This is a genomic window from Paracoccus angustae, from assembly GCF_042648745.1.
Classification (GTDB): Bacteria; Pseudomonadota; Alphaproteobacteria; order Rhodobacterales; family Rhodobacteraceae; genus Paracoccus; species Paracoccus angustae.
The window spans coordinates 1-22,194 of the sequence record NZ_JBHRXY010000028.1 but is presented as its reverse complement, the minus strand read 5'-3'; the positions used below and the strand labels follow the sequence as shown (position 1 = coordinate 22,194).

14 protein-coding genes and 4 pseudogenes are annotated in these 22,194 nt (G+C 63.8%); 7 read left to right on the top strand and 11 right to left on the bottom strand.

Features of this window, described 5'->3' with window-relative positions; all coding sequences use genetic code 11:
• Positions 1 to 210: 210 nt before the first annotated feature.
• The 4 genes from ACFOM8_RS18485 to ACFOM8_RS18470 all read right to left on the bottom strand — a co-directional run bounded on the left by ACFOM8_RS18485 (position 211) and on the right by ACFOM8_RS18470 (position 5,661).
• The gene (locus ACFOM8_RS18485; protein ID WP_207465275.1) at positions 211 to 1,854 is read right to left on the bottom strand and encodes a plasmid recombination protein; all 1,644 of its coding nucleotides are present in this window, start codon (positions 1,852 to 1,854) and stop codon (positions 211 to 213) included.
• Positions 1,855 to 2,663: 809 nt separating this feature from the next.
• Entirely contained in the window at positions 2,664 to 2,972 is a 309-nt protein-coding gene (locus ACFOM8_RS18480; RefSeq protein ID WP_207465273.1) for a hypothetical protein, read from the bottom strand.
• Between the two features lie 66 nt (positions 2,973 to 3,038).
• Entirely contained in the window at positions 3,039 to 3,515 is a 477-nt protein-coding gene (locus ACFOM8_RS18475; protein ID WP_377763680.1) for a hypothetical protein, read from the bottom strand.
• 61 nt (positions 3,516 to 3,576) lie between these two features.
• A complete protein-coding gene (locus ACFOM8_RS18470) occupies positions 3,577 to 5,661 on the bottom strand; it encodes a hypothetical protein (RefSeq protein WP_377763679.1) in 2,085 nt (694 codons plus the stop codon).
• A 358-nt stretch (positions 5,662 to 6,019) separates the two neighbouring features.
• On the opposite strand from ACFOM8_RS18470, the gene ACFOM8_RS18465 reads away from it, so the two are divergent.
• A complete protein-coding gene (locus tag ACFOM8_RS18465) occupies positions 6,020 to 6,229 on the top strand; it encodes a helix-turn-helix domain-containing protein (RefSeq protein WP_341351550.1) in 210 nt (69 codons plus the stop codon).
• A 34-nt stretch (positions 6,230 to 6,263) separates the two neighbouring features.
• On the opposite strand, the gene ACFOM8_RS18460 is transcribed toward ACFOM8_RS18465, so the two are convergent.
• The 4 genes from ACFOM8_RS18460 to ACFOM8_RS18445 all read right to left on the bottom strand — a co-directional run bounded on the left by ACFOM8_RS18460 (position 6,264) and on the right by ACFOM8_RS18445 (position 10,190).
• Entirely contained in the window at positions 6,264 to 6,458 is a 195-nt protein-coding gene (locus ACFOM8_RS18460; protein WP_207465266.1) for a hypothetical protein, read from the bottom strand.
• Entirely contained in the window at positions 6,448 to 8,484 is a 2,037-nt protein-coding gene (locus tag ACFOM8_RS18455) for an AAA family ATPase (protein ID WP_377763677.1), read from the bottom strand. The genes ACFOM8_RS18460 and ACFOM8_RS18455 overlap by 11 nt, the downstream gene beginning before the upstream one ends.
• A 57-nt stretch (positions 8,485 to 8,541) precedes the next feature.
• Positions 8,542 to 9,567, bottom strand: a complete 1,026-nt coding sequence (locus ACFOM8_RS18450) for a GIY-YIG nuclease family protein (RefSeq protein WP_207465261.1) — start codon at positions 9,565 to 9,567, stop codon at positions 8,542 to 8,544.
• 131 nt (positions 9,568 to 9,698) lie between these two features.
• Entirely contained in the window at positions 9,699 to 10,190 is a 492-nt protein-coding gene (locus ACFOM8_RS18445) for a hypothetical protein (RefSeq protein WP_207465260.1), read from the bottom strand.
• Positions 10,191 to 10,983: 793 nt separating this feature from the next.
• On the opposite strand from ACFOM8_RS18445, the gene ACFOM8_RS18440 reads away from it, so the two are divergent.
• Positions 10,984 to 12,336: an ISNCY family transposase gene (locus tag ACFOM8_RS18440; RefSeq protein WP_377763691.1), complete on the top strand. Its 1,353-nt coding sequence runs from the start codon at positions 10,984 to 10,986 to the stop codon at positions 12,334 to 12,336.
• A gap of 683 nt (positions 12,337 to 13,019) precedes the next feature.
• Here the strand turns inward: ACFOM8_RS18440 and ACFOM8_RS18435 are convergent.
• Positions 13,020 to 13,928 (bottom strand): LysR family transcriptional regulator, encoded by a 909-nt coding sequence (locus ACFOM8_RS18435; RefSeq protein ID WP_377763675.1) that lies wholly within the window; start codon positions 13,926 to 13,928, stop codon positions 13,020 to 13,022.
• 105 nt (positions 13,929 to 14,033) lie between these two features.
• On the opposite strand from ACFOM8_RS18435, the gene ACFOM8_RS18430 reads away from it, so the two are divergent.
• The 3 genes from ACFOM8_RS18430 to ACFOM8_RS18420 all read left to right on the top strand — a co-directional run bounded on the left by ACFOM8_RS18430 (position 14,034) and on the right by ACFOM8_RS18420 (position 18,260).
• Complete coding sequence (locus tag ACFOM8_RS18430; RefSeq protein ID WP_377763674.1) at positions 14,034 to 15,272, top strand: aminopeptidase P family protein; 1,239 nt, start codon at positions 14,034 to 14,036, stop codon at positions 15,270 to 15,272.
• A gap of 130 nt (positions 15,273 to 15,402) precedes the next feature.
• Entirely contained in the window at positions 15,403 to 16,731 is a 1,329-nt protein-coding gene (locus ACFOM8_RS18425) for an MFS transporter (protein ID WP_377763672.1), read from the top strand.
• A gap of 452 nt (positions 16,732 to 17,183) precedes the next feature.
• On the top strand, positions 17,184 to 18,260 hold the full coding sequence (locus tag ACFOM8_RS18420) for an ABC transporter substrate-binding protein (RefSeq protein WP_377763671.1): 1,077 nt from the start codon (positions 17,184 to 17,186) through the stop codon (positions 18,258 to 18,260).
• A 518-nt stretch (positions 18,261 to 18,778) separates the two neighbouring features.
• On the opposite strand, the pseudogene ACFOM8_RS18415 reads toward ACFOM8_RS18420, so the two are convergent.
• Positions 18,779 to 19,492 (bottom strand): annotated as a pseudogene (locus tag ACFOM8_RS18415) (IS256 family transposase); the annotation flags it as partial.
• A 112-nt stretch (positions 19,493 to 19,604) separates the two neighbouring features.
• Here ACFOM8_RS18415 and ACFOM8_RS18410 point away from each other — a divergent pair.
• Positions 19,605 to 19,943, top strand: a pseudogene (locus ACFOM8_RS18410) (transposase); the annotation flags it as partial.
• Between the two features lie 283 nt (positions 19,944 to 20,226).
• Here the strand turns inward: ACFOM8_RS18410 and ACFOM8_RS18405 are convergent.
• Positions 20,227 to 21,217 (bottom strand): annotated as a pseudogene (locus ACFOM8_RS18405) (IS110 family transposase).
• Positions 21,218 to 21,290: 73 nt separating this feature from the next.
• Between ACFOM8_RS18405 and ACFOM8_RS18400 the strand changes: the two are divergent.
• Positions 21,291 to 22,194 (top strand): annotated as a pseudogene (locus ACFOM8_RS18400) (IS3 family transposase); the annotation flags it as partial.

The following is a 22,194-nucleotide window of genomic DNA, read 5'->3' as shown; positions in this document are numbered from 1 at the left end:
GATGGGAGACGGACGACGGGGCAGTTGTTGACCTGGAGCGTCTGGCGATCCAGGTCGGGCGTATTATGCGGCAGTGCCGTAGGCCGGGAGTTGCCTTCGTGTCGCGCGGCCTCGGCCTCGCCGAAGGGTACGCCGCCAAAAAATCTGTTGGACTTGTCGGACTGTTGGACTGCGGCACCCGAAACCCTGCCGCCCAAGTCGTCCGCACCGTCAGCCTATCGCCGGACCTGGACCGAGGCCTTCGCGGGGGGACCGTTTTGGGGGAAAAACCCGGCCGGCAATCCCGTAGTCCTGCTTGGGAAGGATCCCGGCTTCCCTGCAGACCGCTTGGAGAGCCACGCTTTCGCGCAGGTCGACATTGTTGCGCTTGATCCAGCCCATCAGGCCGTCGCCAACCCGCTGGAGTAGCGCCCGCTGTTTATCAGACTTCTCGATCTGTTGCCGCAATTGCGCTTTCTGTTGCGCAAGCCGGCTTCCCTGCTTCGCGGCAGCCCGGATGACCGGCCTCATCTCGGGCAGATCGTATCGCATGGCGCTCGGATCGCCCGCGATGATGGCGCCGTCCCGTTCAAGCACCGTCCCGGCCACCATCTCCCGGGTGATGGACACCACGGCCTTGGCAATGTCTGCCGCACGCTTCCGCCACAGCCCGGCCTCGGCGAAGGCCTCATCCCGCGCCCGGATGGCCATGACAGCTTCTTTCTTGAGATCCTCGGTCACATGGGTCAGCTCCGCGCAGGCGTCGACGGCGGCCTGGCGCTCCTGTTCGGCGGCGTCCCGGACCGCAAGGGCTTCCGTCCGCTGCTCGACCGCTTGGTCGGCGCGGGCGGTTTCCTGATCGGCGCGACGGGCCTCGGCGTCCGCCTGCCTCCGCGCGGCCTGGGCACGTTCTGTCTCCAGCACGGCGGCCGCCCGCGCCATCTCGACGCGCGCTTCCATTGCCACGGCCCTGTCGTCCTTCAGGCGCAACTCTTGGTCGAGCACCGCCAGAAGGAGCCTCTTCTCCGCCAGCATCTCCTCGGCGGCGCGTTCTTCCTCCCGCAGGGCCACAGTCCGGGCGCCGAGCGCCGCGAGGGTTTCAGTGGCGGTTGCAAGCTGCCCCTCGATCTCGCCATGCCGCGCCGCAAGAGCGGCGCCTTGTTCGGTCAGCGCGGCCAGTTCCGCGCGCTTCCTGGCGAGATCCCCGGGCAACTCGCGATGCAACTGGCGGACCGATTTGTGTGTCACCTCGGAGAAGGTGGCGCCGGCGGCCAGGCGGTCTCCGTATCTGTGGCCCCGCTCGACACCCGGGCAGTGCTTGGCCATGACTTCGGCGGCAAGGCTCTGCAACTCGGCCATGACCGCGGGTCTGGTGGTTGTCGAGAGCGGCTGACCGTCCAGATCGACGGCGGCAAGGACGAAATGGGCGTGGATCGTGGCCTCGTCGCCGTGCGACCCCAAACCATGGAGCGTGGTCTTCAAGCGATCGGCAACGGCCTGTGCCAGCTCCTGAAAGGCGGCGTCCCGCTGCTCGGGGGTCAAGGCTTCGAAGAGCTGCGCGGCCTCATGGCCAAAGCCGATGATGCCCCGCGTCGCCACTGCGGCGTTGGACTTCATGCGCCGTTTGACGATGCGCTGTTCCCGCCGCGCCGCGCAGACGGCCCGCAGATCGGCGGGCTTGGCATATGCCATCAGGGTTCGATTGCACGCGCGGCGCGCGGCGTCGACATATTTCGGCTGCGGTCCGATTCGCAGATCGTGACGCCGCTGCCCGGAATAAACCTTGCAACTGGCCGCCTCCAGGCGAATGATAACGGCCCGGGGATTTCCGTTTTTCACATTATCCATAAGGATATTCTCGGCGTCGTCAGGCATTTTATATTATAACCTACTAGTGATAATCTTATCCCTCTTCGGGTCATGAGGACTATCTCCCGCCGGAAAGAAAAAGTCTCCGCCTGTTTTCCACAATGTTCGGCGCGGGACATCATGCGAGCGAATTGATATCCGCGAAACACCACGATCGGGAAACGGCCGCTGCCGGGACTCTGCGCCGCAAGCAGGAGAGCATGGCCACCCGTTTGCCGTTCCTATGCCACGGACATCTTATCAGCCGCGGGACAAAGGGCGCGAGGACCGCGGGTCGCTGCTGTCTGGTCTCGCCGACAAGCTCTGCCTTGATCTGCCGCGTCCGTTCATGCATCGGCGAGGTTGGCCTGCGGTTGCAGGATGCGTGGCCATGATGGGACACGGCACATCAAGCTCTCCCGACGACGGTCGACCTGAACTGCGGCGGCGTGGCGGTGGCGCAGCTTGGGATCCAAGCCGTGCCACGGACGCTATATTACACTATTGTAATATTACTATAGAGATCTATTGTGCTAGATTTTTGTGCCTGTTGGGGATCATTCTGGCATGACCCTCATCGGGTCTCCCAGATAATATCATCCTAGTGTAATATTATAATAGCTTCGCCATAAACCGTGCCCGTGACGCTGAGGGCGCCGCCGTTGCATCACGCTATTGGCTCCGGCCGGGGGTGATCGCATGATAGAATAATATTACGATAGTTTGCTATTATCATAGTTCTGATCTTGGGATGACGTGCGGAGGTGATAGGATCCTACCATGATAAATACCTACTATAATATAATTCTATTATGCTATCACCTCAACCCGTTGCTTTATCGCGGACTTCCACACCGGTAGAAGTCCTCGTAGGTGTCCTGTCGGCTGTTGTTATAGTCGATGCAGAGACCGGCCTCGTCAATCTGGGTCTTGAGGAGTTCGGCTTCGTTGCAGTCGCCAAGGCTAATGCCGTTGCTGTTGCCGGTGGAGTCCATGCAGGCGGTGAAGGCCGCCACGAAGCTGTCCACGAGGCGCATCTCCTTGCGGCTGAGCGGGCCGCCGGGAAACAGGGCGGTGGCGGCAATCACCGCGATCAGGAGAATAGCGGCGCCGGCGGCGGCGATCAGGATGCGCGTGCGAGTCATGCTTTCTGTCCTTTCCGAAAGATGGGGCGGCGGCCTGCCGCCCCGATACAGGCGTGGCGCGGGCGCTCAGCGGCGGATCAGCGCGGCGAAGTCCGGGAACGTGCCGGTTTCGGTGGCGCGGTAGCCGAGATCGCTGGCGGCCGCGAAGGGATCGTCGAAGGTGCCCAGGTCCGGATGGCAGGCGCGCAGATACATGGTGGTGATCAGTGTGGTGGCGCCCGCCGGGGTGACCAGGTCGAGCGCGGTATAGCTGGCGTCGCCCGCCATGAAGGCCGGGCGCCTGCCGCTGCAGAACACCTGCACGGGCGAGGGTTCGCCCCAGTCGAGGCCGCCAGCCGGGGTGTCGGGATCGTCCGAGACTGCCTGGCGCAGGATGACCATCACCAGGTCGCCGGGCACAGCGGCGCTGCCCTGGCCGACAACCTGGCGCGAGGTCTGGTCGTAGTGGATGCACTCTCCCATGTGGCAGCGGGCCAGATACGGCTCGGCCTGGGCGAGGGCGGCGGGCAGGGCGAAGGCGGCGGCAAGGAGGAAGGGCTTCATGGGTGTCTCCACAATCGAAAAAGGTCTTCGGGAAAGTCTTCGGAAAGGACGGGCAGGGGGATCAGTCGACGCAGCGGTCGGCATGGGCGAGGCAAAGATCCAGGGTGGCGGGCGCGTCGGGGTCGAGATCGCCGCGCAACGGTCCCGGATCGAGCGCGATCCCGGTGATGCGCCAGACGCCCGGCGCCCCGGCTGCGGTCAGGGTGCCGGTCAGGGTCCGCACGCCGCTCTCGCCTTGGGCCTGCAGGCTCACCTCGTAGCGGGTCTCCCGGAACAGCCCGCCATGCCGGGTCAGCGTTGCGGCGGCCGGCAGGTGGCAAAGGAGCCTGCGCAGCGGAAGGAGGCCCTTCTCGCCCAGGTCGAGATCGGCGTTGCGTAGATCGTCGCCTGCCTTGGCTTCGTCATAGAGGCGGGCACAGTGGGCCTCGCCATGCTGTTGCTGGAATGCTGCGGACAGTTCCTGGCACTGACGGTGCAGGCCGGCAAGCAGCGGCGCCTCCGGGTAGCGGGTGCAGTTGAGCAGCACCGCCGAGTCCACACTACCCGGTTCGAGGTCTGCATAGGCCGCCGCCAGGCGCTCGGCCTCCGTTGCCAGCACCCGGGCGCGCTTCTCGGCCACGCGGGCCTCGGCCTCCTGCGCGACAGCGTTCAGTTCAGTCACGGCCGCGTCAAAGGCGGCGCCTGCCGGGCGCGGCCCGAAGTCCGGCAGGACCGCGTAGCCGTCGGTCGCCAAGGCATCCTCATAGCTCTCGCCCGCCGCCTCGGCGCGGGCCGCGTTCTCGGCGATCCGGGCCTTGCCGACGCGGGTCAGATGCGGGGCGGCGATGTCCCCGCAGCCACGGGTGATCCGGGCGGCGAGCGCGGTGTCCATGCCGGCCATGACGGCGCCGATGCGCCGCGCGCAGTGACTGGTGATCGCGGCGATGTCGGTCTCGTCCGTGACGCCTTGCGCCAGTTCCTCCGCCAGCACCGGGACGGCGGCCTCGAGGAGACGCGCGGTGGCCGGCCGCAGGACGCGGTCGATCTCCTCGCGCGAAAGACCGCTGTCGCGCAGCGCCGCCGGATCAAGGCTGAGCCAGTTGGCCGCACGGTAGCTATCAAACGTGACGGGGGTGGCCGCCAGGCTGCCGATGGTCGCGCGCAGCTTGTCCATGCCCGCGATGCGCGCCTCGATGCGGGGCCAAGCCTGGGCCACCAGCGTCTCATACCGGTCGCTGGCGCAGGATTGCGACAGATCCATGGTGGCTTGCGCGAACTCGCGCGTCCAGTGCTGGACCGGCATGCCCGAGGCGATCTCGAGCAAGGCTTCCTCGCCGATCATGCTGAGGTTCGGCGACATCATGTTGGTGCTGACACCGTCCACGGTCGCGCAAATCCGAGCGGGATCGGTCTCGGCCATGACCGACACGTCGCGGCCCGCCGCCAGCAGCGCCAGGGCACGGGTGTCCTGCAGTTCGGTCAGGAGTTTCGCGTCCGCACGGTCCCGGCTGGCGCGCCAGGCGTCGCGCATGGCGGGCAGCAGCGCCGCCGCCTCCTCGCCGTCGATCTCGCCGGCGAGGGCACGGGCACGCTCGACCATGCGGCTGCCCATCGTCTTCAGCCCGTCCTGGACCGCCCGGCGCTTGCTCTGCTGGTCCAGGGGCGGCAGGAGGACAGGCGGGGGCAGCGCCTCGGCGGCGGCGCGCGCGGCGACAAGATCGGCTGGGGAGGGGTTCTGCGCGCCCGTCATGGCGAGCACGGCCTCATAGCGGGCCAGGGGTGCCTCCGCCGGCGCAAAGGCGAAGGCCTCGCAACCCGGCAGGGGGGCGCCGTCGAAGCCCGCCGGCTGCAGCGTGGGCGCGTCGCCTTCCAGGCCGCTCACCTGTGCCTTCGGATAGTTCGCAACCCGGTCCAGGACGACGCTTTGCCCTTCCAGGAACTCCGCCGGCAGGTGCCAGTCCCGTCCCGAGACGCGGTTGTCCTGCCCGCGCCAGAACAGGCGGATGTTGGGCTCCTCGTCCGGGGCGACACGCAATTCCAGGACATGGCTGCGGCCGTCGCAGGTCACGGACTGCGAGGTGTAGTAGCGGGCCTCATCCGCAAGCGCCGAGGTGGCAAGACACAGTGTGGCGACGGAGCCGAGGAGGGCGGTGACGGATTTGTTCATGGGGCAATCCTTCGGGAACGCATGCGGGCAGAGGCCGCTGGCGGAGGGGCAGGAGGGTGGGAGGGTAAGCGGGAAAGGCGCCGCCGCGGGACGGAAGGTGTCAGGCGCCTATGGCCGCAAGGGACCGTCTCGAATGCACGGGCGGACGGCCGGGGCGGAGCGCCCGCCGAAAGACCTTCTGGAAATGCTCAGCCATGCGGTTCTCGGATTGGAATGAGGCAACACTGGAAATCTCCTGATCTCTATCCATAGAATATTTCCAGATCCACAAAATACTTCATGGATTGGTTTGGACTGTGTCGGGTCTATCCTCGGCATGGACGTTTCCGCCGCCCCTCTTGTCACAGCCTTTGCCCGGGTGCTTCGTCGCCATCGGACAGCCCGGGGGATCGCGCAGGAGGAACTGGCCTACAGCGCAGGGATCAGCCCGCGCTATGTCTCGCTCCTCGAAGGCGGCAAGCATGGCCCGAGCCTGACCACGATGGCCAAGCTCGCGGCCCGACTCGGCACGCCGCTGTCGGAGCTGATCCGCGAGGCCGAGGCGGAACTCGATGATCCTTCCGTCTGACGAACAGATGGCGGACGGCGGGAAGGGCTGTCCGTCATGGTGGCTGGATCTGGCGCAGGAGCGCCCGCAGCCGGTCCACCCTGTCGCGGGCCAGCATCGCGCCACGGGCCAGGGCGGCGCCATGGCTGTCGCCGAGGCCCTCGGCGGCCCAGAAGATCAACTCAAGGATCTCGGCCAATACCGCCGCCTCGTCCCGGGCCTCGGCCAAGAGGGCCATCTCAAGGCTCATGGCGTGCCTCCGGGTCCGGCTTGTGCCGGTCCAACCCTTCCTCGCCAAACACCAGGACGCGCTCGGCGCAGAGGCGGTCTGTAAGGTCGCGCAGCCAGAGATGCTCGACGGCGAGGAGTTGCCGGGCGCGGCGCAGTGCGGCGCGCAGCCGCCGGTCGGCGCGGGTCCGCACGCCCTGGTCGGACATCATCATCCGCGCAGGGTCCGGAACCCGGACGAGACTGTGGCCACTGAGGCCGTAGACCAGTTCCAGCCTCAGGGCGATCTCCGTGGCCTTGGCCAGATCGCTGTCCGCTCCCCGCCCGGCACCGGCGGAGCCGTTGCCCAGCACCAGCTCCTCCGCCGCCCGGCCCGCCAGCAGACAGGTCAGCTGGTCGACAAGATCACGCCGGGTCAGCAGCGGCGCCCGGTCCGCCACCATGACCTGCCCGCCCGACATGCCGACGCGGATCTCGTGGACGCGACCGCGCGCGAGCAGTGTCGCGACGATGGCGTGGCCGGCCTCGTGGACCGCCACCCGCCGGATGATGGCCGGCTCCTCCCGCGCCAGTCCCAGAGCCTTGGCGACATCGGTGGCGGTCAGCGCGCGACCGTCCGCTCGCGCCCGGCTGCGGGCCTCGCGCAGGGCGCCGTCGATCGCGGCGGCGCTTTGCCCGATGGCGCGCCGCGCCAGGCGGTCGATCTCCCTGCCCGACAAATGACCATCGAGACGCCCGGCCAGGATGTGGACGATGGCGGCGGGGCCGGGCGGCGGCACTTCGACGATCCGGTCGATCCGGCCCGGGCGGCGGATGGCCGGATCGAGGGCCTTCACGTCGTTGCAGGCGGCGACAATGATTACGCCGGGCGTGCGGCCGGCGCCGTCCAGCAATTCCAGAAGGCTGTTGATGACTTGGCGGCGATAATTCTCGGCATGACGGTCGGCGCTGTTGCGATCGCCGGCGCTGTCGATCTCGTCCAGGAACAGGATCGCCGGGGCGGCCGCCTGCGCGGCGGCGAAGCTCGCCCGCATCTCGCCCAGCATATGGCCCAAATGCCCGGCAGCCTGCCAGGCCGAGAAACTCCCCTCGATCAGCGGCACGCCCGCCGAGGCGGCAATGGCGCGCGCCAGCCAGGTCTTGCCGGTGCCCGGCGGGCCGCAGAACAGGAGCGAGCGGGTCATGTCCGACCAGGCGGCGCGCCCGGCGGACCAGACGGCGAGATCGGAAACCAGTCGTCGGGCGGCCTGCTCGGCCTCTCCATAGCCCACGATGTCGTCCAAGGTTGGACTGTTGGACCGGTTGGACCGGACGAGGCGGTGCAGTTCGTCGATCTGCCGGTCACGGATGCGGTGGCGCAGGGCGAAGCGCAGCTGGCCCGGCGACAGCGCGCGCAGGGCGGCGTCGTCAGGCAGGCGCTTTCGCAGACTGGCCGCGCCGCCGCCCCGCAGGCTGAGGGCGGCGGCGATCAGCCACCCGTCCACCGGTCCGATCCGCAAAGGCGCGGGCAGCATGGCGGCGACCTCGCCCGGCACCGGCACACCCTGTTCGATCAGCAGGACATGCGGCGTAGTAGACGCGCTGATCGCGGCCATGGCGTGCTCAAGAGCGGCAGACGGACGGTCCTTCGCCTTGGCGTCGACCGGCATGCGCAGCACGATGATCTGCACCGGCGGGCGCCCATTGCCCGGCGCCAGCAGCGCCGCAAGCAGCGACGCCGCCGTGTCAGTCATCGTGCCGGGCGGGCAATGCAGGACGGTCACCGTGCCAACCGCCGTCAGCGCGGTAATAGCCTCGGAGTCGGGCAGCGCCCGACACAGGCCGGCAAGCGCGATGGCGCGCAGCGGATCGTCCGCCAGGCAAGACACAGGCTGCGGGCGCTGCCCCCATTCGGGCAACTCCTCGATCTGGTCCTCGACCTCGTCGAGGCGGCCGTCTACAAGGGCTTGGAAGACTTCGTCGGACATCTCCCTGTCGGGAACAGGCGGGCAGGGTGCCGCGTCGAGGCAGGCAGCAACAGTCAGGTAGTGGGTCATCCAGGCGGGCATGGCGGACTCCTTCAAGAAGGGCAGGGGTGGCGGACAGGACGGCAGGGTGGAGCTGGCTCAGCAGCCTGCCTCGTGTTCGCCCCCACCCTTGGACCCGCCACCGTCCTCATCCCCGATCGCTGCGGCCCGCCCGGCGCCGGGCGCCTTGCCGTCCCGGGCGGTCTCCGCGATGCGGTTGAGGCGGCGTTCCAGCTCAGGCCGCAGCCAGGGATGGTAAACCTCGCTGACGACATTGAGGACGCCACGATAGTCGTTGGGCGGCACTACGGCGTCCGGATGCTGCCTGCGCAGGCGGGCGTGCAGGCGTTTCTCGGTGGCGCAGGCCGCGTGCCCTGTGGGCATGGCGATGCTGCGCAGCAAGGTGACATGCGCCTTGCAGGGCAAGCCCAACTGATGCTTCTGGCGCTTCAGCGGATTGGCGCTGTAGCCCAACTTCAGGAGATGGAGGCCGTTGTAGCGGATCTCGAACAGATAGATATTGCTGGGCTTGGCGGTCCACGTCTCACCGCAACCGGCGCAATCGCATTGGCCCCATTGCAGGTTGGCGCGGGCGATCCGCTGGTCATGCCCGCAGGCATTGTGGCGATAAAGGTGGTAGTTCGGGTTGCCGCGCGGATCGGGTCCGATCCGGGTCCAACCATGTCGGGCGGCGATTTGCTGCTCTTTTTGAGCAAAGCACCGCTCGCAGCGCAGGCCAATCTGGCCATCGGCGACGCGGTTGATAATCTCGAACTGCCGCCGGAGGCTATGGCCGCAGGCGGCGCGAAACAAGCCGTATTGCGGATGATCGGGGTCCGGGCCGAGATAGGAAAGGCCCGCCGCCGTTGCGCGCTCAGCCCGCGCCGTCTCCAGGCAGGACCGACAGAGCGGTTGGTTGTTCATCAGCACATAGAGCTTCGTCATGCTGACGGCGCCACATTGCCGGCAGCGCAGGGCCAGGTGATAGCGGTCCTGGACCCGTGCCATCAGATCGAAGCCTTTTTGGTATGCCGCCTCGGCCCAGCGTGCGTGGAGCGGACCGGGGTGAGGGGAGAGATCGGCGGGGTGCGGCGCAGCAGGTGTAGGATGATGCAGGCTGGACATGGGAATGCTCCTGAAAGCAATGGGTGGAAGTGCCGGACGCGGGGCATCGCCGCGCGGCCCTTGCGGAAACCGGCGGGCGGTGCGCGAAGCACGCACCGGTCACGGCATGACTGGGTGTCAGGGGGCGGGCGTCAGGCGGCGACGGGGACCGGGTGGTCGGGGCTGTCGGCCGCCGCGATCTCCAGCGGATCGACAAGCGCCGAAAGCGAGGCCAGGTCCGCGACCTGCATTCGCGCCGCCGTCAGCATCGCGCCGACCCGCCGCGCGACAGGATCGGTGCCCGGGCAGTCGAAAAGGCCGTCTTCGCGGTCGAGGCAGGCGGTAAGCCGCAGGAACTCCGACGATGAGTCGGACTCGATCAGCGCGAAGAGCAGTAGCGCCATGCGCTTCAGGGGCAGATCCTCGCGCCGCACGGCAACAAAGGCGCGGATATGGTCGATTTGCGTCAACACCTGGGTGCGGGCGGTTTCCGCGTCGCGATGCCAGTGAAGGAATGCCGGATGCCAGGACGCGGCATCCTCGATGTCTCGCTCAGCCTCAATGTAGCCGCTGACCAACCCGATCAGGCGAGAGAACGTGCGCGAGATCTCGGTATGTGTGAAATGGGCAGAGGGTTTTGTCACGCCGCACGGCGTGGTAGATGCTGGGACAGCCATGATTGATCTCCGTAGGATCGTTGTGGTTAGGGCGGAGCAGGAGGGCTCAATCTCTTGCTTTCGCCCGGCTAATATGACTATATGACATTAAATAGTCAACTACCTAGTTAGAAGAATCTACAGAATGGCAAAAATGGGGCGCCCCCCTAAGGATACGGAGCCTGTTACCATACGCATGGAGCAGGATATGCTACGCGCGATAGACGACTATCGAAGGCAGCAACCTGACCTGCCATCCCGACCGGAGGTCGTCAGGCGTGTGATGAGCAAGTGGCTTGAATCTCAATCACAGACCTGAATTGGCTTAGCTGACGTGTAGCGTTCCCCGGTATTCAGCAAACGACTGAGGGTCTACGGCCTAGAAGCATCATGAAGCGGAATTAGCGATCCCCGACAGATTTATGATCGTCATCCGACACGCTGCTCGGGGAGCTTGGCAATCCTAAATTAGCTGCCAAGGGCTTGCCACAACTCGCTAAGAAGCGGGCATTGCTTGTAGTAATTGAACAAAGTGAATACATGCTTGAATACGCTGCGGCTGCGGACTGCTTTGCTAGGCAGGAGGCGTGCAAGCAACTAGATCTGTAGCTGGTCCTTGCGTCAACTAAAATGTCCATCCCTCGTGTCAGACGACGTGGTTCCATAATCTCGGTTATCAGTCACAGAGGTATAGCCGCAAAGTTAGAATGTCTCACCTCTGCAATTCAGGAATGTCACACTGCCTTGGATGAACATCGTGTCGATCCGTGGGAGTCGGGACATGGGATGGGTGATGATGAGCGAACGAGAACTGAACCGCGTCGAGGTTCTGAGCCAGGTGGTGCAAGGCCAGATGTCTGCCGTGAGTGCGGCCGATGTTCTGGACCTGAGCCGCAGACAGGTTCACCGGTTGCTGAAGCGGTTCGGGGCTGACGGCGCGGCGGCGATCCGGCACCAGGCGCGTGGCCGGGCATCGAACAACCGGATTGACCCCTCAATCCGGGAGGCTGCCACGGCGCTTGTTCGGGAACGTTATGCCGACTTCGGCCCGACCCTGGCGGCCGAGAAGCTGGCGGAGTGTCACGGGCTGACGGTCTCGCGCGAGACCTTGCGCAAGTGGATGCAGGATGCGGGTTTGTGGCTATCGCGCAAGCAGCGCCGGACGTTTCATCAGCCACGCCTGCGTCGGGAGTGCCTTGGCGAGCTGATCCAGATCGACGGCTCGGATCATCGCTGGTTTGAGGATCGCGGTCCGGCTTGCACCTTGTTGGTGTTCATCGATGACGCCACCAGCACCCTGATGCACCTGGAGTTTGTCAGCTCCGAAAGCACCTTCAGCTATTTCGGAGCCTTGGAGCGGTATCTGACGCTGCATGGCCGGCCCGTTGCCTTTTACTCCGACAAGCACACGGTGTTTCGGGTGCCGAAGCAAGGTGCCAGAACAGGCTATGGGATGACCCAGTTTGGCCGGGCCCTGAACGAGCTGAACATCGAGATCCTGTGCGCCAACAGCTCTCAGGCCAAAGGCCGCGTCGAGCGCGCCAACCGCACCCTGCAGGACCGTCTGGTGAAGGAACTGCGGTTGGCTGGCATCTCCGACATGGAAGCCGCCAACACCTTTCTTCCCGGCTTCATGGCGCGCCACAACGCGCAGTTTGCCAGGCTGCCCCGCCGGTCCGACAACCTGCACCGGGCGCTGAATGTCGAAACGGACCGGCTGCGCGACATTCTCTGCTATCGCGACGAGCGCTATGTCAGCAGCCAGTTGGCCTTTTCCTACGACCGGCTGCGGATCATCCTCGTCGAAAACGAGATCACCCGCGATCTGCCGGGCAAATACGTGGACAGCTATGAGTTCGCGGACGGCCGGCTGGAGTTCCGCTGGAAAGGTGTCTCGCTTCCCTACTCCGTGTTCGACAAGGATCAGCGGGTGACCCATGCCGCCATCACCGAGAACAAGCATCTGAGCGCGGTCCTGGAATATATCAAGGCCGAGCAGGACAAGGCTCCGCCGAAGGTGCACCGGGTCGGCAAGCAACGCACCCGCTACACGCCCACGGGACGGCGCAACAACGGCTGGAACTCGCTGGCGGACCGCAAGGCAAAGGCGTATGCCGCTCCACCCCTGGAATGACGCTTCCCTGGCCCAACTGCGGTGATACCCTGCGCTTTGATCGAGCAAGCGGGGCAAGAACATGGCAGACAGCGCTGAGCCGGAGATCATCTTCTCGGATCTGACACAGGACGTGCTGATCGACGGTCACCGGTTTTCTGTCGAGATCTACCGGACCTCGATCCACCTGGCTGGGTGCTGTCGGTCATGAACAGGTTCGGCACCCTGACGATCTCGGACAGCCCACCCTATCTTGCCGATGGTCTTGCCTGGCGGGATTTCGAGAAGCGTGTCGAAACGGACGGCATTCGCACCTTCTACTCGCCAAAGGAGCATCGAAAGCTTCGGCTCTGAACGCATGGCCGATCAGGGCTCCGATGCTCGAGGTCTCCGCCCTGCCCGGCCATGCTTGACCACCTTCGGTGAGACATTCCTACTTTGCGCAGCCGAGGACATTTCAACTTGGTTGCAACAAGAGGTATAGCCGCCGCATGACCCGCTCTTTCCAGCAAGGCCAGCTTGACCTGATGGGTAGCGTAATCGGACTCAGCGAGTGCAAGCGCTAGGATCAGGCGTTGTGATCGTGCGTCTCGCCCTGTTGATGGTGCTGGGGTTGTCTCCCGGAGGCTTGGGCCGATGCCCAAGCGGCGCTCTGGGTGCCGCCCGAGGAGCCAACAACAAAGTGGATCCATTTGAAGCCGCTTCTACGCCACCAGCGTGGCAACCTGTTCGTTCTTGATCCAAGACAAGAACGCCTCGCGCGCCCTACGTCGACCGGTATCGCGCAACGTCTGGCTGGACTGGATCAGGTAATAATTATACTCGTCCAAAACCGATCTTTCGGACAGTTGCACCAACCGTCCTTCAGCCAAGTCCGGCCCGATCATTGCCAGTGAGCACAGCGCTACCCCCTGTCCTGCCAAGGCTGCAGCGCGCAGCAGATTGAAATCTTCGAAGATTGCCCCGGGTAGCCGATCTGGAATATCCGACCCTGCACGCGCCAACCAAGTTTTCCAGCCCGACAGGTCAGTATCGTGCAAAAGCCCCATTGCCAAAAGCCATTCGACCGACAGTTTGGCTGGGCCCGTGCCGACCAGTGTCGGGCTACCTACCGGCACGCTGCGCCCGGACAAGAACGGTTCTGCCACAATGCCTTCGCCCTGAGGACGCACGTCGGCAAAGGTGAATGCCACATCGGTTGTCGTGACGTCGATCTCGTGGCCGTGGTGGGCATAGATCACCCGCAACTGGATCTCTGGATGCAAGGCCCGGAAGCGCGGGAGGCGGGGGATCAGCCAGCAGACCGCTACAGACGGGATCGCTGCCACGACTACCGCGCCATCGGAGGACGCAGGCCGCGCCCGGCGGCATGCCGCATCGATCCCATCGAATGCCGTTGTCAGATCGCGGGCCAGGGCGATGCCGCGCGGCAGCAGGCGTGGCGTCCGCCCGCTGCGGTCAAACAACGATACCCCCAGCCAGTCTTCTAGGTGCTTGATCTGGTGGCTGATCGCCGATTGCGTGACAAACAGATCTGCGGCCGCCGCACGGAAGCTGCCAGTTCGGGCCACGGCCTCAAAAGCGCGCAGAGCATTCAGCGGCGGCTGGGACATTAATCGCCTTTTATGAGAAAACCTAATCAGAGCTTTATAATTGGTCTTTTGACCGCTGCAAACTCTACGTGCATGTTTCAGTAAATATCATATCAGGAGGAAGCGATGATCGAGCGTGAAAGACTTCAAGATTTCGTCGGCAACGGCGACAAGGCCAAAGGCACCTTCTCGGACGCGGAAATGCAGCGGCGGCTTGATGCGATCCGCAAGCACATGGCCGACAACAATGTCGATGCGGCGCTGCTCACGTCCTATCACAACATCAACTACTACGCCGACTTCATGTATTGCCAGTTCGGTCGGCGCTATGGGTTCTTCGTGGACCATGACCACGCCACCTCGATCAGTGCGGGCATCGATGGTGGCCAGCCGTGGCGCCGGACCTTCGGCGGGCGCAACCTGACCTATACGGACTGGCAGAAGGACAACTATTTCCATGCCATCCGCCAGATCATCGGTAAGGCGCGTCGCATCGGGATCGAGTTCGACCACGTCAACATCGACCTGCTGAACCTGCTGAAGGCCGAGTTCCCCGGCGTCGAGTTCGTGGACATCGCCGCCCCCGCCATGCGCCTGCGCATGATCAAGTCGGCCGAGGAAATTGCCCATATCACCGAAATGGCCCGCATCGCCGATCTGGGCGGCGCGGCCTGTGTCGAGGCCACCGCCGTTGGCGTGCCGGAGCATGAGGTGGCGTTGCATTCCACCGCCACCATGGTGCGCAAGATTGCGAAGTCCTGGCCGGATGGCGAATTGCTGGACACCTGGACCTGGTTCCAGTCGGGGATCAACACCGACGGCGCCCACAACCCCGTCACCAGCCGCAAGCTCCAGCGCGGCGACATCTTGTCGCTGAACTGTTTCCCAATGGTCGCGGGCTATTACGTCGCGCTGGAACGCACACTGTTTGCCGAGGAAGCCAGCGACGAGCATATCCGGCTGTGGCAGTTCAACTGCGACGTGCATGATCGCGGCAAGGAGCTGCTGGTGCCGGGCGCGAAATGTTCCGACATCGCCTCCGAACTGAACGAGATGTATGCCGCCGCCGACCTGCTGCAATACCGCAGCTTCGGCTATGGCCACAGCTTCGGTGTCCTTTCGCACTATTACGGCCGTGAGGCTGGCCTGGAACTGCGTGAGGACTGCGACACGGTGCTGGAGCCCGGCATGGTCGTCAGCATGGAGCCGATGATCACCATTCCCGAAGGCCAACCCGGTGCCGGCGGATACCGCGAGCACGACATCCTGGTGATCGAGGAAGGCGGCAACCGCAACATCACCGGCTTTCCCTATGGGCCGGACCACCTGATCGTCAAGAACGCGGCCAAGGCCAAGGCCGCCTGACAGAAAGAACCGGCGGGGCGCAAACCCCGCCGTTTTTCTTTCAACGACATCCGAAAGCCGTCCGGCGGGCCAGGAGGGTCAGGCCGGAAACGCTGACACATGTCATCATCGGTCCACCTGGGAGGAAACCATGACCGCCATGACCATTCCCACCGTCGCGGGTCCGGACACCTTGGGAGATGCCAGCGCCACCCCCGCCGTCTTGCGCAAGGTTCTGACCGCCAGCTTCATCGGCAACTTCGTCGAATGGTTCGACTATGCGTCCTACGGCTATTTCGCCACCGTGATTGCGGTGGTGTTCTTCCCCGAGATCGCCCCCTCGGCCGCGCTGCTGGCGACCTTTGCGGTGTTCGCGATTTCCTTCATCATCCGACCCATCGGGGGAATTGTCTGGGGAAGCATCGGCGATCGCATCGGTCGGAAAACCGCCTTGTCCTGGTCCATCCTGATCATGTCAGGCGCAACGACTCTGATCGCGTTTCTTCCCGGCTTTGCGCAGATCGGATTTGCAGCGCCGATCCTGTTGCTGGTCCTGCGCATGGTGCAGGGCTTTTCCGCATCCGGTGAATATGCTGGGGCGGCATCCTTTCTGGCCGAATACGCCCCGCCCGAAAAGCGCGGGTTCTATACCAGTATGGTTCCCGCCAGCACCGCGGCGGGCCTGCTGGCGGGATCGTTGATCTCGGCCCTGCTGTTTTCGCTGCTGGATACCGCACAACTGCAAAGCTGGGGCTGGCGCCTGCCGCTGCTTCTGGCATTTCCGATGGGTCTTGTGGGCCTCTATATCCGTCTGAAGCTGGAGGACACGCCCAAGTTCCGGGAACTGGAAGCGCGCCATCACATCGAGGCGACCCCGGTCAGGGAACTGTTCACCACCTATCGCAAGCCGGTCATCCGCGCCTTCGGCGTGACCTGCCTCAACGCCGTCGGCTTCTACCTGATCCTCAGCTACATGCCGACCTATCTCATCACCGAAATGGGAATGGAAGAAAGTGCTTCGTTCCTGGCCAACAGCATCGCGCTCTTCGCCTATATCTTCCTGATCTTCCTGATGGGCACGCTGTCTGACCGCTTCGGGCGCAAGACGGCACTGATTACTGCTTCGGTCCTGTTCATGGTCCTGACGGTGCCGCTGTTCGGCATGCTTGACGGCGCGACCTTCGGGACGATCGTGCTGATCCAGGTGATCTTCGGCGCCCTGCTGACCGTGAACGACGGCACCCTGCCCTGCTTCCTGACCGAGATCTTCCCGACGCGCGTGCGTTATTCCGGCTTTGCCTTCAGCTTCAACACCGCCAATGCCCTGTTCGGCGGCACCGCGCCCTTCATTGCCACTTGGCTAATCTCGGCTACCGGCAGCAAAGCCGCACCCGCCTGGTTCCTGCTAGCGGCGGCGGTTGTCGCCCTGATCGCCATGCTGTCCTGCCGTGAAACCGCTAGCAGACCATTGGAAGACTGAGCCGACCCTTATTCCACGCAAAAGGCGGCCCCAAGGCCGCCTTTTTCGTCCGCTGCGCTTTGGTTCTCAGATCATACCGAAGGCGTGCATCGGTTCGACCATACTAATGAGGCTTGGCGCTCGTAACGCCGTATTCCTTTTCAAGAGCCGCTGTCCGGGATATCACGCATGGCTGACACGGGCGCAAGTCATGCGCCACCTGCGCGAAAAACAATCAAGCCAGGAACTTCCTGATTATTCTTTCCTGCAGCAAGCAACGCAGTTTCGGTCCTAATGCAGCACGAGAGCCAGCCATTGTGGAAAGCTCCGCTCGTATATGAGTGTTTCTCATAGGAACTTGAGGAAAGCTCCTTTGACAGACGGCACAATTGGGCGCTCCGCTTGAGGAAAAGACAGCCAGCCATGTCGCCATGGTTGGGCTGATGACCTCCACATCCAGCACGGGAAGCATCATGAAGACGTCTCTCATCCTCGGCACTGCCCTTGTTCTGATCGCGTCCGCCGGCATGGCGGAACAGATCACTGTCATGTCCTGGGGCGGCACCTACAGCCAGAGCCAGGTCGAGGCCTATCAAAAGCCCTTCACCGCCGATACCGGCATTACCGTCGTATCGGTCGACAGCGACAATCCGGCCATCCCGATCAAGGCGCAGGTCGAGGCCGGAAATGTCACCGTCGACGTGGTGGACATCGAATATGCCGATGCCATCCGCCTGTGCGATGAAGGTCTGCTGGAGGAGATCGACTCCGCTATTCTGCCCCCTGCCCCGGACGGCACGCCCGCGACCGAGGATTTCCTTCCCCAGGGTCTCAGCGACTGCGCGGTGGGTTCGATCGTCTTCTCGACCGTTTATGCCTATGACCGCACCCGCTTTCCGGACAACCCGCCCACGACCATCGTCGATTTCTTCGACACGGCGAAGTTTCCCGGCAAGCGCGGCCTGAAGAAGGCGCCCAAGGCGCTGCTGGAGATGGCGCTGATGGGCGACGGCGTTCCGGCGGATCAGGTCTACGACCTGCTGTCCACGCCTGAGGGTGTGGACCGTGCCTTCGCCAAGCTGGACACGATTAAGGATGACGTGGTTTGGTGGGAAACCGGGGCGCAGGCGCCACAGCTTCTGGCCGACGGCGAGGTGGTGCTGTCCACCGCCTATAATGGCCGGATCTTCAACGCCGCCGTGTCGGAGGGCCGCCCCTTCGACATGGTCTGGGACGGGCAGGTTTATGAATACAACCTGTTCGCCATACCCAAAGGCGCGCCCAACAAGGACGCGGCACTGGAATACATCGCCTTTGCCACCGGCACGCAGCGGCTGGCCGATCAGGCGAAGTGGATCAGCTATGGCCCGGCCCGCAAATCGTCGGCGCCCCTGGTCGGCCTTTACCAGGACGGCAAGACCGAGATGGCCCCGAACATGCCGACCAACCCCGACAACATGAAGAACGCACTCGCGTCGTCCTATGACTTCTGGGTCGATCACGAGTCCGAGTTGACAGAGCGCTTCAACGCCTGGCTCTCGGCAAGCTGACGGCAGGACAAATCGCGCAAGGGGTGAGCCTTGCGCGATCTTGTCAGAGTGCTTCGCCCTCGCGCTATACCCCGGTGGATAAGGTCCCCGCCCGAGTCAGAATCTTGAATAGATCATGTGGATCGTCCGGGTCGGCGATGATGTTAAGGTTCTGGAAGAAGCCGGTTCCCTTGAATCGATCGTGCGCCAGCGCAGTGCCGAGAAATCCTCGGTGGCAATCCGCCATGTCTGTGTCAGCAGTATAGCCGCAAGTAAGGCGGGTCACTGCGGCGAGTGGTGATCTACACTCGCGCAAATACTGTTATCCAAAAGATCGCGGTTTCATCTTTGATGTCCGAAAGGGGATGTTTGAATGAAACAAGCTATTCGGGACCAATCAGTTTGTGAGCACATTACCCTTGATATGTGCCGCGAAGGGTTGGCCGTTTTAGGTCCTGTGCGTGGAAACCGAAAAGTAACTCCGTGGGGGAGTGTCCTGAACTTTGTGTATCTGGCCCGGTCCATGCGGTTTCAGATACTCAAGCGTCGAAGCGCTCGCCGAACATTATGGCGAACTGGTTGCGGGCCGCAAACCATTCCCGGACGTTTCGGCCGTCTTTCTCGAAGCTGCGGATGGCCAGGTAGATCAGCTTTGTCGCCGCCTCGTCTGTGGGGAATGACCCTCGGGTCTTGATCGACTTGCGGATGACCCGGTTCAGACTTTCTATGGCATTGGTGGTGTAGATGATCTTGCGGATCGCCGGATCGAAGGCAAAGAACGGGATCACCTCGGCCCATGCTCGTCGCCAGGCTGGGGCGATGGACGCGTATTTCCCGGCCCATTTCTCCTCAAAGGCATCGAGTTCGGCCTCGGCCATTGCGGCGGTTGGGGCGCTGTAAATCCGGCGCAGATCGGCAGCCACAACCTTGCGGTCCTTCCAGGAGCAAAAGCTCAGGCTATGGCGGACCAGATGCACGATGCAGGTTTGAACCAGGGCGTCCGGAAAGGCGGCAGTGATGGCCTCAGGAAAGCCCTTCAGCCCGTCAACGACCCCGATCAGGATGTCCTGCAGCCCTCGGTTCTTCAGCTCGTTCATCACCGCCAGCCAGAACTTGGCGCCCTCGTTTTCGGCGATCCACAGGCCCAGGACCTCGCGCAGGCCGTCACGGGTCACGCCAAGGGCGATGTAGACAGCCTTGTTCTTGACCGTGCGGCTGTCGGCATCGCGGATCTTCACCCGCAGCGCATCAAAGATGGAGGAGGATCAGAAAACGGGGGTGGGGCTCCGTCAGCGCCCATGGAACAGATTAGGCCGATTGCGTGACGGAGGGTTCTTGGCTCATCGTAGCCCTTATGGAGCAAAGATGAGCAAGAAGCCCATGACAACGAAAGCCGATGCGGAGAAGGCAGTCAAAGATATCCGCCGGGCGACGCGCAAGATCCACAGCGCCGAAGAGAAGATCAGGATTGTCCTGGCGGGTCTTCGCGGCGAGGACAGCATTGCCGAGCTGTGCCGTCGCGAAGGGATCGCGCAGAGCCTGTATTACAGCTGGTCGAAGGAGTTCCTCGAGGCTGGCAAGAAGCGCCTCGCCGGTGACACGGCGCGCCAGGCGACCAGCATGGAGGTCAAGGACCTGCGGGCCGAAGCACTGGCGCTCAAGGAGGTTGTAGCCGACCTGACCCTCGAGAACCGCCTGCTCAAAAACGTATGGCCCGCCCCGTTTGCAAGAGGGTTGAAGCTGGCTCGTTCGGGTCTTGCACAAACGTATCCGGCATAGCGGTCAACCAATGAATGGCGCCGTTGCCAAGATGGAGATCCGCACGCTCCGGTCCTCATAAAACTGCCGGCATCCCGAGCCTGAGGGCTGTTCGTGCCGTTTTTTGAACCAGGCTTCCGAAGCGTGGGGTCGACCCTTCAGCCATCTTCCTCCTTCCGCAAACCTCTTTCGCCGCGGCGCTTGAACAGTAGCGCCGGGAGCGATCCGTCTATGCGGTCACTGTCCTATGCCCAGGCTCAAAGCGCGCGCCACGGCGCAACGTTGCCTTGGCAATTCGGGCCAGCAGACCGCGCAGCCAGGCGCCGAGCGGCGTCTCGGTCTTCGCCAGCCCTGCCAGCAGCCGCGCGAGCCCATGGATGAACGGCATGCGCAAGTATTTATTTCCCCCGCTTGGTGATCCCCAGCAGCTTCGGTCGGCCGCCGGTCGTCATTTGCCGTGAGCCATGCCGCAAGGTCGCGCGTGCGTCGGAAGGCGTCGCCTGAAACCACTGCGGCCACCGCGGCGGTGGCGCCCAGAACGCCGGCACCGGGGATCGTCACCAGATGCCCGGCTTGGGGGTCTGCATGCCCGGCTTGGGGGTCTGCCCGGACAAGCTCAGCAAACTCCACATTCAAGGCAGCGATACGGGCGTCGAGTTCGCGCCACTCGGCGCGCATCTCGGCGACCAGCTCGTAGATGCGGGGGCTCAGCCCCTCGGCCGCTGCGCGATCAAGGCATCGACCTCGCGTTCGAGCACGCGTCTTCCTTGCGGGAAGGTGATCCCGCGCTCTGGCAAGATCGCGCGCAGCTGGTTGAGCAATGTCTGCCTGACCCCAACCACCCGCGAGCGGGCCCGGTGCAGGGTCTGTAGGTTGAGTTGATCCTGGCTCTTCAATTCAACGAACCGCATTGTCGGACGCGTGGCAGCCTCGGCGATGGCCTCCGCGTCCGATCGTCGTTCTTCTGCGCCCTCGCGTAAGGCCGCACGTATTCAGGCGACATCAGTCTGATGTCATGACCGCGCAGCGGACAGTCGCCCGACGTGATGTGCCCCGCAGCACGCTTCCATCGCCACCGTGCACGGCGCAAGCTTGTCGGCCAGCGACACCAAGGTCGACCGACGCACGCGCCGCCGCAACACAACAGCGCCATCGGCGTCCATGCCGGCAATGCTGCAAAGGGCCTTGCAGAGGTCAATTCCGAGGGTAACGATCGTCATGGTCCGCTCCTTTCTCACAAACATGCACCAGCATCTTAGCCGATGCGCTCCGAGAGGGGCGGGCCATCCCATAAAACACGACCGGAGCTGGGGGCGAGCACGAATGAGATACCCAGCTTCCGAGAGCTCGAGATCATCCGCATCCTCGAGCAATCCCCCCTGCCGGTCCGCCGGACCTTGGCGCAGATCGGGGTGCCGCTCACGACCTTTTACCGGTGGTAGGATCGATAGGTCGAGCACGGCCGGGAGGGGCTGGAGGATCGCCCCTCACGGCCGTCCCGGGTCTGGAACCGCATCCCCGACACTGTGCGTGACCGGATTGTCGCTCTGGCGCTGGAAGAGCCCGACCTGTCGCCCGGGGACTTGCGGTTCGTTTCACCGACACGGAAAAGTACTTCGTGTCAGAAGCCTCTGTCTATCGGCTGCTCAGGTCCTATGACCTGATCACCAGCCCAGCCTATGGGTGGTCAAGGCCGGGGACGAGTTCAGGGACAAGACCACCCGGCCAAACCAGATGTGGCAACCCGACTTCACCTATCTCAAGGTGACAGGCTGGGGATGGTTCTACCTGTCCACCGTGCTCGATGACTTCTCGCGGCTCATATCGTTGGCTGGAAGCTGTGCACCACCATGAACGCGGACGATGTCAGCGCGACGCTTGATGCCGCCCTTGCCGCCTCAGGATGTGACAGCGTCACCGTGCTGCACAAGCCCCGGCTGCTGAGCGACAATGGCCCCTGTTACATTGCTGGTGATCTGGCCGAATACCTCGAAGAACATGGTATGGATCACGTTCGCGGCGCCCCCAATCATCCCCAGATGCAGGGCAAGATCGAGCGCTGGCACCAAACCCTCAAGAACCGCATTCTGCTGGAAAACTACTATCTGCAGAGTGAACTCGAGGCGGCCATCGCGGCCTTTGTCGAGCATTACAACAACCACCGCTATCACGAGAGCCTCGGCAACCTCACGCCCGC

What these genes read in the sequence shown, in the direction of transcription:
- ACFOM8_RS18425 (WP_377763672.1), top strand. Translation starts at nt 15,403, where the DNA reads ATGACCGCCATGACCATTCCCACCGTCGCGGGTCCGGACACCTTGGGA.
- ACFOM8_RS18455 (WP_377763677.1), bottom strand. Translation starts at nt 8,484, where the DNA reads ATGCCCGCCTGGATGACCCACTACCTGACTGTTGCTGCCTGCCTCGAC.
- ACFOM8_RS18450 (WP_207465261.1), bottom strand. Translation starts at nt 9,567, where the DNA reads ATGTCCAGCCTGCATCATCCTACACCTGCTGCGCCGCACCCCGCCGAT.
- ACFOM8_RS18430 (WP_377763674.1), top strand. Translation starts at nt 14,034, where the DNA reads ATGATCGAGCGTGAAAGACTTCAAGATTTCGTCGGCAACGGCGACAAG.
- ACFOM8_RS18485 (WP_207465275.1), bottom strand. Translation starts at nt 1,854, where the DNA reads ATGCCTGACGACGCCGAGAATATCCTTATGGATAATGTGAAAAACGGA.
- ACFOM8_RS18420 (WP_377763671.1), top strand. Translation starts at nt 17,184, where the DNA reads ATGAAGACGTCTCTCATCCTCGGCACTGCCCTTGTTCTGATCGCGTCC.
- ACFOM8_RS18475 (WP_377763680.1), bottom strand. Translation starts at nt 3,515, where the DNA reads ATGAAGCCCTTCCTCCTTGCCGCCGCCTTCGCCCTGCCCGCCGCCCTC.
- ACFOM8_RS18480 (WP_207465273.1), bottom strand. Translation starts at nt 2,972, where the DNA reads ATGACTCGCACGCGCATCCTGATCGCCGCCGCCGGCGCCGCTATTCTC.
- ACFOM8_RS18440 (WP_377763691.1), top strand. Translation starts at nt 10,984, where the DNA reads ATGGGATGGGTGATGATGAGCGAACGAGAACTGAACCGCGTCGAGGTT.
- ACFOM8_RS18435 (WP_377763675.1), bottom strand. Translation starts at nt 13,928, where the DNA reads ATGTCCCAGCCGCCGCTGAATGCTCTGCGCGCTTTTGAGGCCGTGGCC.
- ACFOM8_RS18470 (WP_377763679.1), bottom strand. Translation starts at nt 5,661, where the DNA reads ATGAACAAATCCGTCACCGCCCTCCTCGGCTCCGTCGCCACACTGTGT.
- ACFOM8_RS18460 (WP_207465266.1), bottom strand. Translation starts at nt 6,458, where the DNA reads ATGAGCCTTGAGATGGCCCTCTTGGCCGAGGCCCGGGACGAGGCGGCG.